Source organism: Acinetobacter sp. YH01010 (assembly GCF_013420775.1).
Lineage (GTDB): Bacteria > Pseudomonadota > Gammaproteobacteria > Pseudomonadales > Moraxellaceae > Acinetobacter > Acinetobacter amyesii.
In genome coordinates this window covers 37,854-58,913 of record NZ_VOYF01000003.1, presented here as the reverse complement: position 1 = coordinate 58,913, position 21,060 = coordinate 37,854, and the positions used below count along the sequence as shown (strand labels likewise).

Annotated in this window: 16 protein-coding genes and 1 pseudogene; 9 read left to right on the top strand and 8 right to left on the bottom strand. The window is 39.7% G+C overall.

The window, feature by feature from the left end; genetic code table 11:
• Window positions 1-5: 5 nt before the first annotated feature.
• Window positions 6-737, top strand: a complete 732-nt coding sequence (locus tag FTT77_RS03480; protein ID WP_180108911.1) for an ABC transporter ATP-binding protein — start codon at window positions 6-8, stop codon at window positions 735-737.
• Complete coding sequence (locus FTT77_RS03475) at window positions 734-3,235, top strand: ABC transporter permease (protein ID WP_180073221.1); 2,502 nt, start codon at window positions 734-736, stop codon at window positions 3,233-3,235. Before FTT77_RS03480 ends, FTT77_RS03475 begins: the two co-directional genes overlap by 4 nt.
• Window positions 3,236-3,364: 129 nt before the next feature.
• Here the strand turns inward: FTT77_RS03475 and FTT77_RS03470 are convergent, their stop codons facing one another.
• Window positions 3,365-4,189, bottom strand: a complete 825-nt coding sequence (locus FTT77_RS03470) for a rhomboid family intramembrane serine protease (RefSeq protein ID WP_180026476.1) — start codon at window positions 4,187-4,189, stop codon at window positions 3,365-3,367.
• 78 nt (window positions 4,190-4,267) lie between these two features.
• On the opposite strand from FTT77_RS03470, the gene mtgA reads away from it, so the two are divergent.
• Window positions 4,268-4,945: a monofunctional biosynthetic peptidoglycan transglycosylase gene (mtgA, locus tag FTT77_RS03465; RefSeq protein WP_180063446.1), complete on the top strand. Its 678-nt coding sequence runs from the start codon at window positions 4,268-4,270 to the stop codon at window positions 4,943-4,945.
• Window positions 4,946-5,090: 145 nt separating this feature from the next.
• Complete coding sequence (ppk1, locus tag FTT77_RS03460) at window positions 5,091-7,172, top strand: polyphosphate kinase 1 (protein WP_180108910.1); 2,082 nt, start codon at window positions 5,091-5,093, stop codon at window positions 7,170-7,172.
• 87 nt (window positions 7,173-7,259) lie between these two features.
• Here the strand turns inward: ppk1 and FTT77_RS03455 are convergent, their stop codons facing one another.
• The 5 genes from FTT77_RS03455 to rubA form a co-directional block, all read right to left on the bottom strand.
• Window positions 7,260-7,871: a response regulator transcription factor gene (locus tag FTT77_RS03455; protein WP_078189934.1), complete on the bottom strand. Its 612-nt coding sequence runs from the start codon at window positions 7,869-7,871 to the stop codon at window positions 7,260-7,262.
• A gap of 755 nt (window positions 7,872-8,626) precedes the next feature.
• Window positions 8,627-9,532 carry a LysR family transcriptional regulator OxyR gene (gene oxyR, locus FTT77_RS03450; RefSeq protein WP_078189933.1) on the bottom strand — a complete coding sequence of 302 codons (906 nt, stop codon included), beginning with the start codon at window positions 9,530-9,532 and terminating at the stop codon, window positions 8,627-8,629.
• A gap of 11 nt (window positions 9,533-9,543) precedes the next feature.
• Entirely contained in the window at window positions 9,544-10,482 is a 939-nt protein-coding gene (gene estB, locus FTT77_RS03445; RefSeq protein ID WP_078189932.1) for an esterase EstB, read from the bottom strand.
• Window positions 10,483-10,540: 58 nt separating this feature from the next.
• Window positions 10,541-11,719 carry an NAD(P)/FAD-dependent oxidoreductase gene (locus tag FTT77_RS03440; protein ID WP_180107565.1) on the bottom strand — a complete coding sequence of 393 codons (1,179 nt, stop codon included), beginning with the start codon at window positions 11,717-11,719 and terminating at the stop codon, window positions 10,541-10,543.
• Window positions 11,720-11,796: 77 nt separating this feature from the next.
• Window positions 11,797-11,961 carry a rubredoxin RubA gene (gene rubA, locus FTT77_RS03435; protein WP_005179369.1) on the bottom strand — a complete coding sequence of 55 codons (165 nt, stop codon included), beginning with the start codon at window positions 11,959-11,961 and terminating at the stop codon, window positions 11,797-11,799.
• Window positions 11,962-12,488: 527 nt separating this feature from the next.
• On the opposite strand from rubA, the gene FTT77_RS03430 reads away from it, so the two are divergent.
• Entirely contained in the window at window positions 12,489-13,034 is a 546-nt protein-coding gene (locus FTT77_RS03430) for an adenine phosphoribosyltransferase (RefSeq protein WP_078189930.1), read from the top strand.
• Between the two features lie 93 nt (window positions 13,035-13,127).
• Here the strand turns inward: FTT77_RS03430 and FTT77_RS03425 are convergent, their stop codons facing one another.
• The gene (locus tag FTT77_RS03425; RefSeq protein WP_180108909.1) at window positions 13,128-13,634 is read right to left on the bottom strand and encodes a YqiA/YcfP family alpha/beta fold hydrolase; all 507 of its coding nucleotides are present in this window, start codon (window positions 13,632-13,634) and stop codon (window positions 13,128-13,130) included.
• A 462-nt stretch (window positions 13,635-14,096) separates the two neighbouring features.
• Between FTT77_RS03425 and lysS the strand changes: the two genes are divergently transcribed.
• Window positions 14,097-15,623 (top strand): lysine--tRNA ligase, encoded by a 1,527-nt coding sequence (gene lysS, locus FTT77_RS03420; RefSeq protein WP_180108908.1) that lies wholly within the window; start codon window positions 14,097-14,099, stop codon window positions 15,621-15,623.
• Between the two features lie 179 nt (window positions 15,624-15,802).
• Window positions 15,803-17,266 (top strand): annotated as a pseudogene (locus FTT77_RS03415) (capsule assembly Wzi family protein).
• 669 nt (window positions 17,267-17,935) lie between these two features.
• Here the strand turns inward: FTT77_RS03415 and trpS are convergent.
• Entirely contained in the window at window positions 17,936-18,949 is a 1,014-nt protein-coding gene (trpS, locus tag FTT77_RS03410) for a tryptophan--tRNA ligase (RefSeq protein WP_180007457.1), read from the bottom strand.
• A 202-nt stretch (window positions 18,950-19,151) separates the two neighbouring features.
• Between trpS and FTT77_RS03405 the strand changes: the two genes are divergently transcribed.
• Entirely contained in the window at window positions 19,152-20,078 is a 927-nt protein-coding gene (locus FTT77_RS03405; protein WP_180108907.1) for a DUF808 domain-containing protein, read from the top strand.
• 46 nt (window positions 20,079-20,124) lie between these two features.
• A complete protein-coding gene (locus tag FTT77_RS03400; protein ID WP_180108906.1) occupies window positions 20,125-21,030 on the top strand; it encodes a neutral zinc metallopeptidase in 906 nt (301 codons plus the stop codon).
• The last annotated feature ends 30 nt before the right edge of the window (window positions 21,031-21,060 follow it).

Genomic DNA, 21,060 nt, shown 5'->3' with positions numbered 1-21,060 from the left:
AAGATATGACCCAACTTACGACAGATGTTGACATCATGCCACAGGCGATTATTTCTGCACAGCAATTGACACAAAAGATACAACTTCCACAAAAACAGTTATCGATCTTTGAACAACTCGATCTTGAAATCTTTGCAGGGGAACAAGTTGCGATCACTGGTCGTTCTGGTTCAGGTAAATCCACCTTGTTGGGGATTTTGGCGACCTTAGATCAAGCCAGTTCTGGACTGTTACGGGTCTGTGGTCAAGACATTCATCTATTAAATGAAGAACAGCGTGCTCAAGTTCGTTTGGCCCATATTGGTTTTGTCTTTCAGTCTTTCCAGTTGTTGCCACATTTAACGGCATTGGAAAATGTCATGCTGCCGCTACGGCTACAAGCAAATTTTCAGGTCAAAGCCGCCGAAGAAAAAGCATTAAAACTGTTAGCAAAGGTTGGATTAGAACGTCAAGCGCAACAAGCTCCCAAAGTTTTATCGGGTGGTGAGCAGCAACGGGTTGCGATTGCCCGTGCTTTGGTGAGTGAACCCGATCTGATCTTTGCAGATGAACCGACAGGTAATTTAGATAGTGCAACGGCACAGGAAATTGAACAACTGTTATTTCAGTTAAATCGTGAAATGGGAACCACTTTGGTATTAGTGACGCATGATGCCGATTTGGCCCGTCAATGTCAGCGCCATTTTGAATTGGTCAATGGTCAATTAATTGAGCATCGGACAGGAGATGCTACATGAATCTTTTGGCATTGTTTCGACCACTCTTACAGCTGAGTTTTAAAACCACGGGTGTGTATTTATTATTGATCACACTGACCTTGGCGATCAGTGCCACCACGGCTTTAAAGTTTAGTAATGTACAAATTCAAAATGCTGTAGCGCTACAAGCTGCTGAAATGTTGGCAGCAGATTTGGTGCTGACAGCCAATGAACCAATTCCACAAGAGTGGCAACAACAAGCCAAAACACAGCAATTAAAACAATCCAATGTCACGCTATTTAGCAGCATGGCGCATACTGATCAGCAATTTGTCATGGTCAATGTCAAAGCCGTTGATGCTGCATTTCCATTAAGAGGTGAACTCGAAACAGAACCGAAACTAAACCGTTCCATACAAGCAGGTGAGGTCTGGTTAAGTCCTCGTGCCATGGATTTATTGGGTGTAAAGGTTGGAGATCAGATCAATATTGCCGATGCTGCTTTTCAAGTCAGTGCCAAAATCATTCATGATACCAATCAAGAGCTTGGCTTCAGTGGTTTTTCACCGACGGTTATGATTGCGCAGTCTGAGGTGGCGAGAACCAATGCCATCCAAGTCGGGAGTCGGATTGAATATCGCCTGTTAATGGCTGGAGATGCACAAAATACCCAGCGCTTTGAAAAACTGTATAAGCAAAAATTTGGTGATCAAAGCGAAAACCGTACTGCTAAATCAGATCATGCGCAGGTTCAGGATGCAGCTCAAAGCAGTTTAAAAATGAGAAATGCCAGTGAAGGCAATACCCGCTTGATGAAGCCGATTGCCAACCTAGAAACGTTTTTACAACTTGCGAATATTTTAACCATTCTACTTTGTGGTATCGCCATCGCATTAACCAGTCAGCGCTATGTCCAACAAAATCAGGATGCCATTGCACTGATGCGCTGTATTGGGTCGACCAAACAGCAAATATTAAGTGCTTATTTGGCTTTACTGTTGGTTGTACTCGGGCTTTCAATCCTGTTTGGAAGTTTGATTGGTCTGGGATTTGGGTTTGGCTTATTGCAACTGATGCTACAGCTGATTCCAAATTTACAATTAGAGTTTTCAGCCCTGTCTATGCTGCTTGGCCCGCTTCCAATTGCAATATTCACCAGTGCGATTGTGCTATTAGGATTTGTTCTTCCAAGTCTTTGGCAATTATTAGGGACACCGCCAGCACGGGTGATACGACAACAAGAGCGTTCTGTACGTTCCATACTTTGGATGCTCAGTTTCGGCACACTCAGTTTGGTGGTGTTTTGTGGGGTATTAACTGAAAATTTACAACTCACCCTGTGGCTGATTTGCGCCATCATCTTCCTGTGTGTTGGCCTATATATGATGGTCTGGCTCAGTTTAAAGGCTTTGAAAAGTTGGGGGACGAAAATCTCAGCGTATATACGCACACCGTATCAAACGGCATTTCAAATTACCGCATTAGCATTGGGTCTAAGTCTGATTACGGTTTTAGCGGTATTACGTACAGATTTGCTGGAACGTTGGCAACAACAATTACCACAAGGGACACCTAACCAATTTGTCTATGGATTACCGCCATTTGAGTTGCAGGATTTTAATCAACAACTCAAGCAGCATGGCTGGCAAGGGACGCCGATGTACCCGAATATTCGTGGACGATTAGTTGCCAAAAATGATCTCCCTTTTTCGGATGCCTTAATTAAAAGCAATAATTCATTACGCCGTGAATTGAATCTTACGCAGGCTGCAACTTTTCCGAAAGATAATCAAATCATCGCGGGCAGTCAGCAGTTTCAACAGGTTAATGAAGTATCGGTAGAGGTGAAAACCGCACAAGAGCTGGGTATTCAAATTGGAGATCGACTGAGTTTTAGCCTTCCTGAAGGGATTTTACAAGCCAAGGTGATCAACCTTCGTAGTGTGGAGTGGGAAAGCTTTAGTCCAAACTTTTTCTTTATTTTTTCTCCCCAAACCATGGATGAAAATGCCGGTAGTTACTTGGGGAGCTTCTATGTTCCACCGCAAGATAAAAATCAGTTAATTGGTCTAATTCAGCAGTTTTCGAATACCGTGTTTATTGATGTCAGTCTAATTTTGGATGAGATCAAACGCATCGTCAGTGTATTGGTTCAGATTATTACCATCTTGGCGCTGTTGGTCAGTATTTCAGGCATTTTAGTTTTGGTCGCATGTTTGAACTTATTTATGGATGAACGCAAAAAAGAAGTGGCATTACTGCGGTCCTTCGGCAGTTCCAAGCAAAAGTTAAAGTCGATGCTCAGTTTGGAAGTTGGTTTGATGGGGCTAATTTCGGGTGTTGTGGCATGTATTTTTGCTGAAGTGATCAGTGCGATTGTCAGTTATAAAATGGAACTGACCATCCAGCTACATGCAGAGATTTGGTTGATCCTCCCACTGGTCATGACCTTAGTCTGTACATTGATCGGACGTTATCGCTTAAGTTATCTTTGCGACATCCCACCCTTAGAAAGCTTACGTGAACTAAATAGTTAAGGGGGGAGATGGTTAACAGCCGAGCAAGTTAAGAGTGGAGCAGGAACCCAGTGCGCAGTCCAGGTTTAGACATGATTTGATGTGTTTTCAACATATCTGTGTTGATAGCCACAGGGTTCATTCCACTGTTTAACGTGCTGCGAGAGATTGCTTCATCAGCAGGATAAAGTGTTCCCAAAGCGGTAAAATCGGTTGGATTAATTGTTGGCAATGCAGATAAAACAGGTAGCATCCGACAGCTGCGGTGATTAGACCGATCATTTGAATGATTAGGGATTGATGTAATTTTTGTCCCACATACCAAATGAAAGCCAAGGCAGCGCCCATCAACATGCCGCCAATATGCGCGGCATTGTTAATCCCACTAATCATAAAGCCCATCGCGAGGTTAATCCCCATCACCATCAATAAGGTTTTTTTATCCAGATAAAATTGCTGTTGAGGTAACATGGGGAGCAGCGAAATAATCGTCAGCGCTGCACCCAGTCCCATCACTGCACCCGATGCGCCTGCACCAATACTCGGAAAAAGTTGCTGATTGGCTGCACCTTCGGCCAATAATGCATAGCTATCTTGAATGGTTAAATAACCACTCAATAAACTTCCCATGAGTCCGGCTAAAACATACAGGCCGAGGAAGTAGAAACGACCTAACATTTGCTCGGCAACACTGCCAAAAATATACAAAGCCCACATATTCAACATCAGGTGAATCAGGCCAAAATGAAAAAACATACTGCTGAATAAGCGGATGGGTTCCTCTAAAAAGGTTAAAGGTGCATAATCAGCACCCCAACGCAAAGCATCCAGTGTGTCGGGTTGGCTAACGTTCATTCCATGCAACACTTGCCAGCCAAAGAGTCCAACATTGATGGTAATTAAGAGTGCCGTGATCCACCACAGTTGGATTTGCAGCTTACGGGTTGATACAGCAGGAGGGCTGAGTTCAGACATGCTATTCTTGTACTGTGTCAAAATATTTAAAAATAAGCTTAACATGAAAAAACAGAATTTCTGGAGTAACACACTGACATGAAAGCCTTTATTGTTCGTACATTGTTAATTCTTGTCAGTCTTGTGCTTTTGGTACAGCTTTGGATCTTTGGTAGTCTGGTGTGGTGGCGTACACATCCTGTGGAATCGACGATGATGATGCGTTTAGATTATTGGTCTGAGCCATCAAAACCGATTAAACACGAATGGCGTGATTACGACCAAATCAGTGATTATGTCAAACATGCTGTTGTTGCCGCGGAAGATGGCAAGTTTTTACAACACAAAGGTTTTGATTGGGAAGGCATGCAAAATGCTTTAGAACGCAATAAAGATAAAGGCAAAGTGGTTGCAGGTGGATCTACCATTTCTCAGCAATTGGCAAAAAACTTATTTTTATATAATAAGCGTTCATTTATCCGAAAAGGGCAGGAAGCTGTTGCAACATGGATGATGGAACGCATGTGGACGAAGCAACGCATTTTAGAGGTATATCTCAACTCGGTTGAGTTTGGGGACAACATTTACGGCGTAGAAGCTGCAACACAGCACTATTTTGGTAAAAGTTCACGGAGTTTGAGTCGAGAACAAGCGGCATTTATTGCGGCTATTTTACCCAATCCAAAATATTATGATGAAAATCGAAATGATAGAAAGCTAAATTATCGTAAGCGCATGATCCAAAAATATATGCGTTATAGCCATATCCCAGATTAAGAACGATCTAAACATTCGTCAAATGGCATGGCAGCGATTTGAATTACAACAAAAAGCTCATCTTTATGGGCTTTTTTTATGAAATTGTCATAAATTTGAAGCATACTAAACTGAGTACAGCACACATTTTTTATATGGGTTTGAGATGAATACCGCAGCTGAAGTCGCGCAAGTACCTACTGAATATACTTATAATGATCGTTATATCAATCGAGAGTTATCGATTCTCGACTTTCATCTGCGTGTGCTCGAACAAGCGGTTGACCCCATTCATCCATTATTAGAGCGGATGAATTTCTTACTGATCTTTTCACGTAACTTAGACGAATTTTTTGAAATTCGTGTTGCGGGAATGATGGAACAGCTAGACTTAGGTAATGAAAGCCGCAGTCCAGATGGCTTAACACCAAAACAAGTATTAGATGAAATTTCTACGACAGCGCATGCGGCAATTGAGCGCCAGTATCGTATTTTAAATCAAGAAATTTTACCCAAACTGCGTGAAGAAGATATTTGCTTCTTGCGTCGTGGTGAGTTAACCCCTGCACAGTCGGCATGGGTAAAAAAATATTTCCAAGAACAAGTTGCTCCAGTCTTAACGCCAATTAGCTTAGATCCCGCACATCCATTCCCTCGCTTGGTGAATAAGTCGCTGAACTTTATTGTGACTCTAGAAGGGAAGGATGCGTTTGGTCGTCAGATTGACTTAGCCGTTGTACCTGCACCACGTTCGTTGCCACGTGTCGTTCGGCTTCCTGATGAATTAACCGGTGGCAAAGAGCATCATGTGATGCTATCGGCAATTATTCATGAACATGTCTCTGACTTGTTCCCCGGCATGACGGCGACGGGTTGCTACCAATTCCGCGTGACGCGTAATGCCGATTTGGCTTTGAATGAAGATGTTGAAGATTTGGCTAAAGCCCTGAAAGGTGAGTTGAATTCACGTCGTTTTGGTCGTGCTGTTCGCTTGGAAGTGACAGAAAATTGTCCGCAGCATATTTATGAATATTTGCTTGATGAGTTTGATTTAGAAGAAGAGCAACTCTATAAAGTAGATGGGCCAGTTAACCTTGCACGTTTACTGTCAAACTTTAAACGTCCACATTTACGTTATGACGCACATATTCCGGTTATTCCGAAAGTACTCAAGAAGTCTGAAAACATCTTTAGTGCGATGCAAAAGCAAGATATTTTGCTGCACCATCCCTTTGAATCATTCGCACCGGTAATTAATTTACTGCGCGAAGCTGCACGTGATCCGCAAGTTTTGGCCATTAAACAAACGCTTTATCGAAGTGGTGCAGACTCTGAAATTGTGCAAGTTTTAGCAGAAGCTGCACGTAATGGCAAAGAAGTCACCGCAGTAATTGAGCTTCGTGCACGATTTGATGAAGAATCAAATATTGCTGTAGCCAATGTATTACAAGAAGCGGGTGCAGTGGTGGTGTATGGCATCGTGGGCTATAAGACCCATGCCAAAATGATTTTGGTGGTACGCCGTGAAAATAATAAATTGGTGCGTTATGTACATTTAGGTACGGGTAACTATCACGCGGGCAATGCGCGTATCTACACCGATTATGGTCTGTTAACTACCGATAAAGAACTCTGTGAGGATGTACATCGTATTTTCCAAGAGCTGACTGGTATGGGAAAAATGGCGAAGTTGAAAAAACTGCTGCATGCGCCATTTACCTTACATGCTCAACTGATTAATTATATTGATAATGAAATTGCTAATGCTAAAGCAGGTAAGCCTGCGCAAATCATTGTCAAGGTTAATGCATTAACTGAAGTTCAGTTGATCAATAAACTGTATGAAGCGTCACAAGCGGGTGTACAGATTGATTTAATTATTCGTTCTATTTGTTGTTTGCGTCCGGGTTTACCGGGGCTGTCTGAAAATATTCGCGTACGTTCTATTGTTGGCCGTTTCTTAGAACATACCCGAGTATATTATTTCAGTAATAATGGCGATGCTCGGATTTACTGTTCAAGTGCAGACTGGATGGATCGTAATTTATTTAACCGTGTGGAAGCTTGTTTCCCAATTGAGGATCCCGCCTTGAAAAAGCGTATTTATCAATTAGGTTTAGTGAATTATCTAAAAGATAATCAGCAAGCTTGGTTGCTCCAAAGTGATGGTCGTTGGATTCGTACCCATGTTCAAGAGGGAGAGGAGGCACATAATTCACAGCATGTGCTTTTAGATGCATTTAAATAGATGTGGGTTATAAATAAAGGGAGCAGATGCTCCCTTTGGTATTTTTTAAGTATAGATTTATTTTTGAATACTTTATCTCAGCTAAATTTAGCTGTAGCTACAAATTTTTCTATAGATATTTTTGACAAAACCATCAATTTGATACGTTGAAAGTTTTAATTCATTGACCATCTGCTCTTGAGTCGCACTATGGCTGACCATATCCAAAATTTGATATTCAGCTGGATTTAGACTGAGTTGTTTCGGCGCTGCATTTTGCGGACTAAAAGTTTCACTCAATAAAAATTTAGCAAAAGTTGGGTGCAGGGCAGCACCACCTCTTAAAATGGTTTTCAGCTGGTTATAAGTGTCTTCAATTGGTTGTTGAATCAACATATAGGCAGTTGCACCTAACTGAATCGCATGTAAAGTTAAATCGGCAGACTGTTCATTGACTAAAATAATGAGATTGCTCGAAGGATAGATTTTCTTAATTTTATGTATGAATGAGATATCAGACTGTTGCGTGACCACTAAAAAGATTAAATTTGGCAATTGATTGAAAATTTGTTGTTCTGCATCTGCTAAATTTTCTGAAAATGTAATGAGGTCTTCAGGATAACCGAGGTCTCCTAAGATGTTAAACAGCACTGTTTTTGAAGTCATTGATTGATGATCAATGATCAAAACGGGTACTGGTAATAAAAATTCACTCATCATACATTTCGCTCATTTATTATTTTTAATCAAATTGCATTTCCATAATGTGCATGGAAGTGAATTAGAAAAATATACCTAGAAGTAGTGATTTATACATCAAAGTATAATTAAGTTATTGTGATATAATATAATTTAATTAATGTATGGTTTTTTGTGTTTTTCATTATGTTGAATGCAAAGATTTATAGTTTTTTCGTTTTTATTTTTAGAATATTGATTAAATAATCATCAGATTTCGATTCGAATTGAAAATAATAAATGAAATGTGAAAGCAGTATTTTGACAACTAATAAATTGAACTGTTTCTGATGTGAGTTAATATTCACCTATTGCTTAGTTATTTTAAACATGAATATTAGTGACTATTTAAAATAATGTGATTTATTTCTCATGTATGGTTATTTTATAGCACAAAACATAATTATGAAAAAAGCCCTTTGAAAATGAATCAGACGTACTTTATCTAAAATACCTGAAACTAGTGATTTTAACGAAAGTTATATTTTACTAAGATGTATTAATCTTCTTACTTATCTGGCTAGTGTGAAGATATTATCGAGGCGATGAATTGAGATATACATCAAGTCATATATTACCTTATCAGGCTACCTATTTGGGTTAGCCTTTTCTTTTTTCTAGATACTATATTTTTATTTTCAATTTTAAATTCATCTCAATATTATTATTTCTGGATTATTCATTTCTGCAAAATAAAAAAGAGAGCACAGGGCTCTCTTTAATATTCATGGATTGAATTAGTGCAGATTACTGGTGATTTTCTGCAAGATTTGAAGCAATACATCAAATTCACTTTGAAGCGGCGTACTTTTACGCGTTACCAATGCTAATGTGCGTGTAGGACTAGCTTCTATTTCTTTCACAGCCAAATCTTCATTGGCTTTGATCATATTGGTATGAACTGCAATTTCAGGCAATAAGGTAAAGCCTAAATCTGCGGAAACCATTTCAACCAAAGTTGGCAATGAGCTTGCTTTTAAACGATGGTCATTTTTACGCTCACCAATTGGGCAAGCACTCAAAGCATGATCACGTAAGCAATGGCCTTCTTCAAGCAACATTAAACGAGATAAATCTAAGTCGTCTAACGATTTTGCTTGAGCTGCATTTTGGTCAGCTTTGTTGTACACCAAGAACAATTTTTCTTTGTTTACTTCTGCAACTTTCAAGCTACGTGTATCGAAAGGAAGAGCAAGTAATACGATATCTAGATTACCGTGCTCGAGTTTCTCAACAATTTTTTCACTTTGTGCTTCGTGTAAATGCAACTGAATTTTTGGTAATTGCTTATGCACTTCTTCTAATAATGGCGCAAGTAAGAATGGCGCAATAGTAGGAATGACCCCTAGATGTAAATCACCCGTTAGAGGTTCGCTCATTTCACGACTTAAACGCATTAGGTCTTGCGCATCTGCCAATAGAACTCGGGCTCGTCCGACAACTTGTTCGCCAAGAGGAGTTAAACGCACGTTTTGACGGTCGCGTTCTACCAATACGCCACCTAGTAAACGCTCAAGTTCCATGATCCCGCCAGACAAAGTAGACTGGGTGACAAAAGAACGACGCGCAGCTTCAGTAAAGTGTAGCGTTTCTGACAGTGTTACTAGATATGACAGCTGTCTTAAGGATGGTAATGCAGCCATAGTGTCCTAATTTATGATTTAAAGTGATCAGCAAACAAACCGCTAAGATATGGAATAAAATGCGGTGGGATATCATGCCCCATTCCATCAATTAATTCAAATTTAGCACCTGAAATAGCCTTTGCAACGGCCTTACCATGGCTTGGCGGCAGCAAACGGTCACGAGCTCCATGAACCACAATGGTTTTATGCTGAATTTGTTTATCCAACTGCAGCAGGGAACCTGTACATAATATTGCTAAAAACTGTTGAAGTACACCCGCTGGGTAATAACTCCGCTTATAGAGTTTACGTGCAGTTTGTATCGCTTCAAGCTGATTAATATAGCCTGGAGAGCCTATAATATTAAAAACTTTCAGACTATGGTTAATAATGCCATCTTCATCGTTAGATTCAGGTTTTTCAATTAGACTAAATAATTGCTTTGGAAATGGCGGTGGAAGTAAGGGTTGGATGTTACTGGTAAAAAGTAAGCTTAAGTTGTGGACTTTGTCGGGATAGCGTGCCGCCACGATTTGAGCGATCATGCCGCCCATCGAAGCACCTAAAATATGGACTTTATCCAGTCCCATACGATCAATTAACAGTGCAACATCGTCTGCCATATCGTATAGATCATAGGGCGCGCCTTGATTCTCTAGACCTAAGGCAAAACGTCCCATCAATTTAAAGGTGTTGAGACGTGGACCTGGGTTACGAATTTTACTGGATAGACCTATATCACGATTATCAAAGCGAATAACTCGGTAACCTTGATCTATTAGGGACTTACAAAAGAAATCGGGCCAATACAACATTTGTGCGCCGAGTCCCATAATCAGTAAGATTGCAGGATCTTCAGGATGACCACCCACCTCGACATGAAGTTCAATGCCATTGCCTAACTCTACGCGAGTTTCATGCATAAAAGAGGCATAAGGTGAAATATTAAACTGAAGGGCACTATTCATTGTTATTTTCCTTTAAAAAGGACGTCTATTATTATCAGGACGTCCTTGTATTTAAACCTTAAACTGAAGCGGGAATCAAGTCCGGAACCTGCTTAGTCAAAGTTAAGCGTTGCTTCCCAGCAGTTGCACCGAGCAGTACAAATCCACGTAATACGCCATCTTGATCAATCGCACGGGCAATCATGCCATCTTCAAGCTCTTCTGTTTCCCATTGGGTTTCTACATCAATTGGCGCAGGAAGGACAGTTAAAGGTGCAGCAGGTGTTTTAACAGCTACAGGCATGGCTGGATAATGCACAGCGGTATGTTCACCATTGAGGGTTTTTGCCAAAGCACGTGCTTGTTGCATGATCGGCATCACGTATGGCAGAAGGGTACCATTAACTTCAGCACAGTCACCGACAGCATAGATATCTGCCAAGTTGGTTTCTAAGCCTTTATTGGTTAATACACCACGACTGGTGTGAATGCCGGCTTGTTTTGCTAAGTTAATCTCAGGCTGTAGACCAATCGCAGACAACACAACATCTGCCACTAAGCTTTGACCATTGGCAAGGCTCACTTGATAGTCACCATTTTCAATACGTGACACTTTGTCGACTGTCGTACCTAAAACGAATTTAATACCCGTTTCTTCTAAATTGCTTTGGAATTTAGCTGCAACATGAGACGGCAGTAGGCGACCCAAAGGTTGCGGAGCTAAATCGACCACCGATACTTTCGCCCCAGTATTTTGGAGGTCGTTGGCAAATTCACAGCCAATCAAGCCTGCCCCTAAAATCACCACACGTTTATCTTCACGTGCTGCAAGCTGTTTACGGAAAGCTTTGTAGTGATCCAAATTGTTGACGACATGAATGTCTTCACTGCCATCACCCGAAATAGCTAAGCGAATTGGATTTGCGCCGACTGCTAAAACGAGTTTTGAATATAGTTGTGTTTGAGTTCCATTTTGGCTTTCAATAGTAAGCTCATGTTTTGCTGCATCAATGGATTTAACCCAACTCTTATTGATGATTTGCATATTGAGTTGAGCCGACATTTTTTCGGCATCCCCTAGAGGGATTTGCTCAGGAGTTTTATTACCAACGAGCGCATTGGATAATGTCGGTTTAGCGTAGTTAATGGCATCATCCGCACAGATCATAATAAGTTCTAGTTCAGTATTTAACTTTCGAAATTCACGTGCAACGGCATATCCCGCCATACCAGAACCAATAATGACAATAGGGTGCATACTCAACTCCAAACACATTTCATATTTTTTAAAGACAAAAAAAAGACCATAACGATGATGGCCTTAGATTCTATTTATTAGATTTCAACCATTTCAAAATCTACTTTTGAGACGCCACAGTCTGGGCAAGTCCAATCATCTGGGATATCTTCCCATTTCGTTCCTGCCACGATACCGTCTTGTGGCCAGCCTTCTGCTTCGTCATAAATCCATCCACAAACGATGCACTGATACTTTTTCATTCCATTCTCCAAAAACTGACACAAAATTAAGTCAGTAAATACTTCATAACTGTATAAGTTTATACCTTAAGGTTAATTAGCCTTATACAGTAGACTCTTATGTTAAATTTTTACGCAGTTCTAACGATAAAGTAAAGTGGCTAAGAGTTTAATGAGTGAAATTAAAAGCAGAATGGCAGTGAGGGACAATAAATATCATCAAAACCCCAGATCTTGGAAAAATTGTCTGACAATATTTATGCCTATTGAAAGCTATATTGGAATTCATTTCCGTGAATTGGGTTCTAAATACCGCTTTTTCTATATTCATAGACTAAAGTCTTGCAGAAAAAAACTCTAAAATCTTTTATTTTATGATTAGGAAAATATATATTTGATATTTTTTAAATAAATACAATATTAATAATCAGTAACTTATGTAAATTTGCTGTATCTTAAATATGCATTTTAGTCGGGGGTTAGCTGTTCTTTTCTCTCAAATCGCGTTAAAATTCACACATTCCTTCCTTAATTTATTTTCTCCTATTATGAGTAATTCTACTGCTGCGGCATTGTGGTCTAACATTCGTACTGTCCAAGATTTTCCAAAACCAGGAATTTGCTTCTTTGACCTTACGCCGTTATTTATGAATAACATCGAATCGTTAACTGATGCCCTAATTGCAAGTATTCCAGCTGAGCAATTGGCAGAAGTAGATAGCTTTATTGCAGTTGAAGCGCGTGGTTTTGTTTTGGCAAGCTTACTTGCTCAGCGTACAGGCAAAGGTTTGGTGTTGGTACGTAAAGCCGGAAAATTACCACCACCTGTTGTTGGTGTTGGTTATAGCCTTGAATACGGTTTAGATCGTCTTGAAATGTCAGCTGAAATCGAATCACAAAAAGTAATTATTGTGGATGACGTATTGGCGACGGGCGGTACGCTTCGTGCAGTGAAACAATTGGCTGAAAAATGTAAACACCAAGTTTTAGGCGCAAGCATTTTCTTAGATTTGCCTGACTTGCATAAAGATTTAGGACTAAATATTTGGTCTGTTTTAGATGATAAAACACGTCCTGAAGCAGATGCTGCCTAAGCGTCAGTTTTAAAATGTAAAAAGCCTTGTCTATGACAGGGCTTTTTTATGTCTGATAAAAAAGACGTTGCTACTTATGATTAATCTTATGATTTATTTTTTTAAATAGTTTAATTCGAGATGTTGGATTAAATCATTAATATTTTCAGGGCATTGTAGACGATGGTGTCCGCCATCCATCACTTGAACTTGCATATAGTCTTCGAGTTGTTGTTCTGCTTCATACATATCTAAGATTTCATCGCCACGTTCGATATATGCAATTTGTGGAATATCGTGATCCAAATCCATTTCATTAATTGCAGGGTAGTCGTCGCGAAAGTCTGGATGCAGACTCGGGTTGGCAACTACACACGGAATACGATGAAACAGCGACATTTTTAATGCCCAATATGCCCCGAGACTATGCCCGACGATGATATCGGGCTTAATGGTTTCAATACTCTCGTGGTAAAAGTCCGCAACAGTTTGAAAATTTAAGTTGCGATAGTCCACTTCAATGCAGAATTTTTGTTTTGCATTGATGGCATGGAACTTCGTAGATTCACGGGAAGAATCCAATCCATGTAAAAACAGAATTTTCGATAAGCAGGAAGTCATTGTTTTTCTACACACTGTTTTCAAACATTTTTGGATGTGTTGAATATTTTATTTTTCAACAATTTTATGACTTCATTGTAGAGAGAATTGTCAAAAAGAGAATTTAGCTTTTGGTCTAATTTATAGGCATTTAAAAGACTTTAGTCTTAAAGAAAATAGATTAAAAGGTTGAATTAAGTTATTGATATATATTTTAATGTATTGATAATTATAAGTAATTTTAAAGCTTTTAGTTATCATCTGATATCATTAAAATGTAGGTTTTCGAGCTTGAGTATTTAATTTTTATCTACTGCACATCTGTAAGGTATGTTCTATGTCTACCTGAAGGTATAACGATTAAAAACATCTTACTTCGATAAATTTCTACTTATTAAAAAAATGCGCGCATTGCTTACTGCTCAATTCAAAGGAAATCTGCTATGCTATGCAACTTCCGTTTTTTAACTATTTGAGACAGAGATGACGCAACATAACGCTCAATCGACTTCTGAACAAGCCATTTCCGAAAACGATTTAATTGCACAGCGTCATGCCAAGTTAGAGCACATCAAAGAGCACGCCAAGGAAACAGGTGTTAGCCCGTGGCCTAACACATTTAAGCGTGAACACTATGCACAAGATTTACAAGACCAATTCGCTGAAAAATCAAAAGAAGAAATTGAAGCAGGCGAAAAGGTTTATGTAAAAGTTGCTGGTCGTGTGATGTTGAACCGCGGTTCATTCATCGTAATCCAAGATATGACTGGTCGTATCCAGCTTTATGTACCACGTAAAGAGTTGGATGCTGACGTTCTTGCGACCATTAAAGCACTCGATTTGGGCGATATTATTGCTATCGAAGGTTATATTGGTCGTTCTGGTAAAGGTGACCTGTATGTTCATATTGAACATTTTGAGCTTTTAACCAAATCACTTCGTCCTCTTCCAGACAAATTCCATGGTTTGACTGATACTGAAGTTAAATACCGTAAGCGTTATTTAGACCTCATCATGAACGAAGAAACACGTAAAACTTTTGAAATTCGTGCAAAAGTGGTGTCAGGTATTCGTGCATATTTAACCAATGAACGCTTCATGGAAGTTGAAACTCCAATGATGCATGTGATTCCAGGTGGTGCATCTGCACGTCCATTTGAAACACATCATAATGCATTGGATATGCCGCTATTCTTACGTATTGCACCTGAGCTTTATTTAAAGCGTTTGGTTGTTGGTGGTTTTGAACGTGTATTCGAAATTAACCGTAACTTCCGTAACGAAGGTGTTTCTACACGTCATAACCCTGAATTCACTATGATTGAATTCTATCAAGCTTATGCAGATTATAAAGACTTGATGGAACTCACTGAAAAAATGCTTGAGAAACTGGCAATCGACATTTTAGGTTCTACAGATGTTCCTTATGGCGAAGAAGTGTATAGCTTCAAAGGTCCATACAAAAAAATCTCGATGTTTGATGCGATTCTTGAACACAACCCAAGCTTTACTGCTGAAAATGTCGCTGACCGTGAATTCCTTGCAAACTTTGTTCGTGAAGAACTTAAAGAACAAGTAAAACCTGGTTTTGGTTTAGGCAAACTTCAAACGATTGTATTTGAAGAAACTGTTGAAACTCAATTACGTCAACCGACTTTCATTACTGAATATCCTGCGGAAACTTCTCCATTGGCTCGTCGTAACGATGACAACCCGCATATCACAGACCGTTTTGAATTCTTCATTGGTGGTCGTGAACTTGCAAATGGTTTCTCAGAGTTAAATGACCCAATTGACCAAGCAGAACGCTTCCAAGCACAAGTTGCTGAAAAAGATGCAGGCGATGATGAAGCAATGCATTACGATGCAGACTTCATTGAAGCGCTTGAATACGGCTTACCGCCTACAGCGGGTGAGGGTATTGGTATTGACCGTTTGGTGATGTTATTTGCCAATGCTGCAAGTATTCGTGAAGTGATCTTGTTCCCACATATGCGTCATAAAAACTAATCATAAAAACTAATTAAGTTTTGAAATGAAAAACCCGCTTAATGCGGGTTTTTTATTTTGTGCTTTTATTGAGCATTTTAATCGAAATGATAAAAAATTAGGGTAGATACAGTTTCGCCCTTGAATAAATGAGTTGAAAAATCTAAGGTGGGCTGTGAATTAAACTTGAGAAAAAGAGCATGTATTTAAGAAAGTCACTCTATGCTGCTGTACTGTTTGGATTATCAGTTCCTGTTTTTGCTCAGGGGATTGTATTAAATAATGAAGAATTACGCGCAGATTTAAATTGGTTAAATCAGCAAGGCGTCATTCAAATTAGCACCTCAACATGGCCGATGAGTGGTGATGAAATACAGCGCGCTTTATCTGCTGCAAAAGCGACGACATCTGTACAGCAAAAAGTATTACAAAACATTCAAAATAAATTGACTGCTGAAAATACACTATTAAAAGCCGAATTATTTGCTGAGTCAGATAAAAATAATTTACCGTAAAATTTTGGTGATCATCAAAAAGCGCAGTATCAAGGTGCACTTGAACTGAACGTTGGTGGTGAAAATTGGGATGGTCGTTTACGTGTAAATGCTGAAGATAAACAACAAATTAATAATGATCAAGATGTAAATGTAGAAGGCACATACATTGCCGGGAAGCTTTGGAACCAATGGTTAATTGCAGGTCAGATTCCGACTTATTGGGGGCCTGGTCATGACGGTAGTTTAATCCGTGGTGATGCGAGTCGCCCTGTGTATGGTTTTACTGCACAGCGTGCAGAACAGAATGCTTTTGAAACACCGTGGTTATCTTGGATCGGCCCTTGGCAGTATCAAGCTTTTGCTGGTCGATTAGATGACTATGCTGCGGTTCCAGATACGAATTTAATTGGTTTTAGACTTACAGCACAGCCATTACCATATCTTGAGTTAGGGGCTTCACGTACTTTCCAAATTGATGGGGAAGGGCAACCAGGAAGTGCTAAGGCGTATTGGAATGCATTCATTGGCAAAGATAATGAATGTACAGATACGGGTTGCGCGGGTGAAGGAAATCCCTCAAATCAATTGGCTGGTTTTGATGCGCGTTTGAATTTACAACCATTATTGCAAGTTCCAGCCAGTCTGTATGGCCAATATATTGGTGAAGATGAAGCAGGTGGTTTGCCTGCAAAAAGCATGTATCTTGCTGGGGTTGATTATTCTTCAAGTGTGAAAAATATGCCTTATCAACTCTATACTGAATGGGTCGATACTCGAACCAATGGTGATGCTAAAGGCATTTCTTATAACCACCACATATATACAGATGGCTACTATCAACATGGCTATCCACTAGGTCATGCCTTAGGTGGTGATGCTCAAATGGTTTCAGTGGGTGGAAATATACGTATTGATCAACTAAACCGTCTAAATGGTCGTGTACTGTTTGCAAAAGTTTCTGAAACAGAGCGTGCTGCTTTGAATAACGCAGCATTTCCTGAAAAAGATGAATTGAAAGCTCTAGACTTAACTTGGACACATTATTTACGTCCAGATATGCCTTTAAAAATTAACGGTTGGGTAAGTGACTCAGATTTAAATGGTAATGATGGTGGAGTGTCAATTGGAATTGAACTACCATTAGATAACCGTTTATTTCATTACTAACTGATGTTACGCGCGTAAAAGTAATTACGCATTTTTAAAATGATTTTTTTAAGTCTATTCGACGGAGTCTTGCATCTAGGGTTTGAATAAAGGGATTAGCCTTCGGCTGGAGGTACTTTTGTTTCGGCAAAAGTACCCAAAACCATTGTCATCCGCAAAACTCGTTTACTAGCGTCAAATTACTCAAAGTATCGCAAAAACTTTTTTGATTAGAAGTAGTCCTGCCTCGAACAGTTGCGGATGACGTTACTGCGTATCGTTCTTTTATTTGAAGAAAATTGCGCTTCTGATGTTACTGCGTAACATCAGTTACTAATTTATATTCATTTTTAAAATGATGTATTCATTGAAAAGTCCGCTTATAGTGGACTTTTGGATATTGGTAGTTGCCAATTTTCAGACAAAAAAATACGCAATGATTGGGGTGTTCATTGCGTATAACAACGAATCTGTTTCCACAGGTTCGGTAAAGGAGAAATGTTATGAATTTAGGTATTCCTAAAACATAAATAGATAATAGAGTGAACGGTCAGTCATTTCATTGGTGTTCACGTTAAGTGATGTTATCTAACGTTAAAACTAAGGAGATTTTGTGAATACTTTCACAAAAAGTGCCTATAAAAAAGCCTTTCACATTGGAAAGGCTTAATTTTATGGAATTTTTTAAATTTAGAAGTGGAATACACCCAGTCCAGATTTAATCTCATCCAACGTTTGTTGGGTAATATCACGGCATTTATCGGTACCGGTTTTTAAAATATCCATGATGTAGTCAGGATCTTTTTGCAATTCTAAACGGCGTTCACGGATCGGGCCGATGAGCTCTTTTAGCACACCTTCAAGACGCTTTTTCACCGTACCATCGCCTAGGCCACCACGACGATAGTGTTCTTTCAGTTCCGCAACAGCATCTTTATCTGGGTCGAATGCATCAAGGTAAGTAAATACCACGTTACCTTCCACTTGACCTGGATCTTCAATACGTAAATGATTTGGATCGGTATACATTGCGTTTACGGCTTTTTTGATATCTTTATCAGTCGCGTCAAGCACAATGGTATTGCCCAAAGATTTAGACATTTTTGCTTTACCATCAAAACCTGGTAAGCGGCCTACATTAGAGAGTAAAGCTTTACATTCAGGAAGTACGTCACGACCAATTTGACGGTTTAAACGACGAACAATTTCGTTGGTTTGTTCAATCATTGGAATTTGGTCTTCGCCCACTGGAACGACAGATGCTTTAAACGCTGTAATATCGGCAGCTTGAGCCACTGGATAGCATAAGAAACCTGCAGGAATATCACGCTCAAATCCACGCATTTGAATCTCAGATTTGATGGTGGGATTACGCTCTAAGCGAGAAACCGTCACAAAGTTCAAATACAACATGGTCAATTCATTCAATGCTGGTAAGCATGATTGAACGCAAATCGTGGTTTTGGTTGGGTCAATTCCTACAGCAAGATAATCGGTTGCGACTTCAATAATATTGCGACGAACTTTTTCGAAGTTATCGGCATTATCAGTTAAGGCTTGAGCATCAGCTAAAAGGAGATGTTGATGATGCGAATCTTGTAAACCTACACGTGAACGTAAAGAACCTACAAAATGACCTAAATGTAATTGTCCAGTCGGACGGTCGCCAGTCAAAATCACTGGACGATTATCTTGAGTACTCATTATCTGTTCCAAAGTGGTAGTCAAAGCTACGGCTGATTTTCAAAGAATGTCCCCATTGTACGGCATTCTATTTTTGATTGTTACTGACACAGCACAATTGACTGAAAAATGGGTGAATATTTTGTTAATTATTAAAAAACTAAATACAATTTTAGCGTTAAATAGAATTAGAATATTAAAAAATGCCTAAAGGATAAAAATAATGGCGAGTAGCTTATTAATCTTACTTGATGATATTGCAACTGTGTTGGATGACGTTGCTGTGATGAGTAAGATGGCAGCCAAAAAAACAGCGGGTGTCCTTGGAGATGATTTAGCACTGAATGCACAACAAGTCAGTGGTGTCCGTTCCGATCGTGAACTTCCTGTCGTTTGGTCTGTCGCCAAAGGATCTTTTGTTAATAAATTAATTTTGGTTCCGGCTGCTTTATTGATCAGTGTGGTTGCACCTTGGCTGATTACACCGCTTTTGATGATTGGTGGTTTGTTTTTGTGCTATGAGGGTGTGGAAAAAGTCCTGCATAGTTTGCATCATAAAAAAGCCAAAACAGAAGAAGTTGCTCGTGAAGAGATGACCCATATTGAAACGGATTTGGTGACTTTTGAAAAAGAAAAAGTCAAAGGTGCCATCCGGACCGATTTTATTTTATCTGCTGAAATTGTGGTGATTTCATTGGGTACGGTTGCAACTGCGGCATTTGGGACTAAGGTTATGGTGCTTTCGGTGATTGCAATTATAATGACCGTTGGTGTTTATGGTTTTGTCGCGATGATTGTCAAAATTGATGACTTAGGGCTTTATCTTACTCAACAAGCATCACAATTTAAAAAGACCGTTGGACAAGGTTTGTTAGCATTTGCACCTAAGTTGATGAAGACATTGACCATTGTCGGTACGATTGCCATGTTTTTAGTGGGTGGTGGCATCATTACCCATGGTATGCCTTTGCTACACCATTTTATTGAAGGCTCTGTAGATTATGCAGAACATATTCCTACAGTTGGCAGTATTGTGGGTGCATTAACACCGACTTTAATCAATTTAGTGACAGGTTTTATTGCAGGTTTAATCGTGCTGTGCGTCGTATCTTTAGTTCAAAAAGTATGGCCAAAGTCGCAAAAGGATTAATCTGTAAACGCACGGATATCAACTATTTTATATAAGGAAGATCACTATGCGCTGGAAAGGTCGAAGAGTTAGTTCAAACGTAGAAGACCGTCGCGGTGGTGGCGGTGCAAAAGCGGGTGGTATTAGTATTCTCGGTTTAGTTGTGGCATTTGTTGCGTGGAAGTTTTTTGGTGTAGACCCGCAGCAAGCTTATCAGGCGACCAAACAAGTGACATCACAGGGGCAAATGGCTGAAGTCAAAGGTCTGGATAATCCAACACCGGAACAACAAGAAGCGATGGATTTTGTTGGCACTGTTTTGGCCGATACGGAAGATACGTGGAATAAAGTCTTTCAAGAACAGTTAAATGCTCAGTATAAAGCGCCTAAATTGGTTATGTTTAATGGTGTGGTCAATTCAGGTTGTGGTACAGCACAAGCGGCAATGGGGCCGTTTTATTGCCCAGCAGATCAGAAGGTCTATATTGATACTGCATTCTTTAAAGATATGCGTACGCAAATGGGCATCACGGGTGAACAAAATCAAACAGAATTGAGTCGCCAAGATCAGGCGGGAGACTTTGCGCAAGCCTATGTCGTTGCCCATGAAGTTGGACATCATATCCAAACGATTTTAGGCATTTCTGAGCAAGTTCAGCAGGCCCGTGCACAAGCGTCTAAAGCTGAAGGTAATCGTTATTCGGTCATGCAAGAACTACAAGCAGACTGTTTTGCGGGTATTTGGGCCCATCATAATCAACAGCGTACCCAATTTTTAGAGCAGGGTGATGTAGAAGAAGCGATGGATGCAGCGCATAAGATTGGTGATGACTATTTACAGAAAAGTGCAACAGGGCAAGTGGTACCTGACAGCTTCACGCATGGCACCAGTGAGCAGCGTATGAAATGGTTCCAGACAGGCTTAAAATCAGGCAATATCAACAGCTGTGATACCTTTAATCAAGCCATTTAAAGTAAAAAAAGAGGATGCAAAACATCCTCT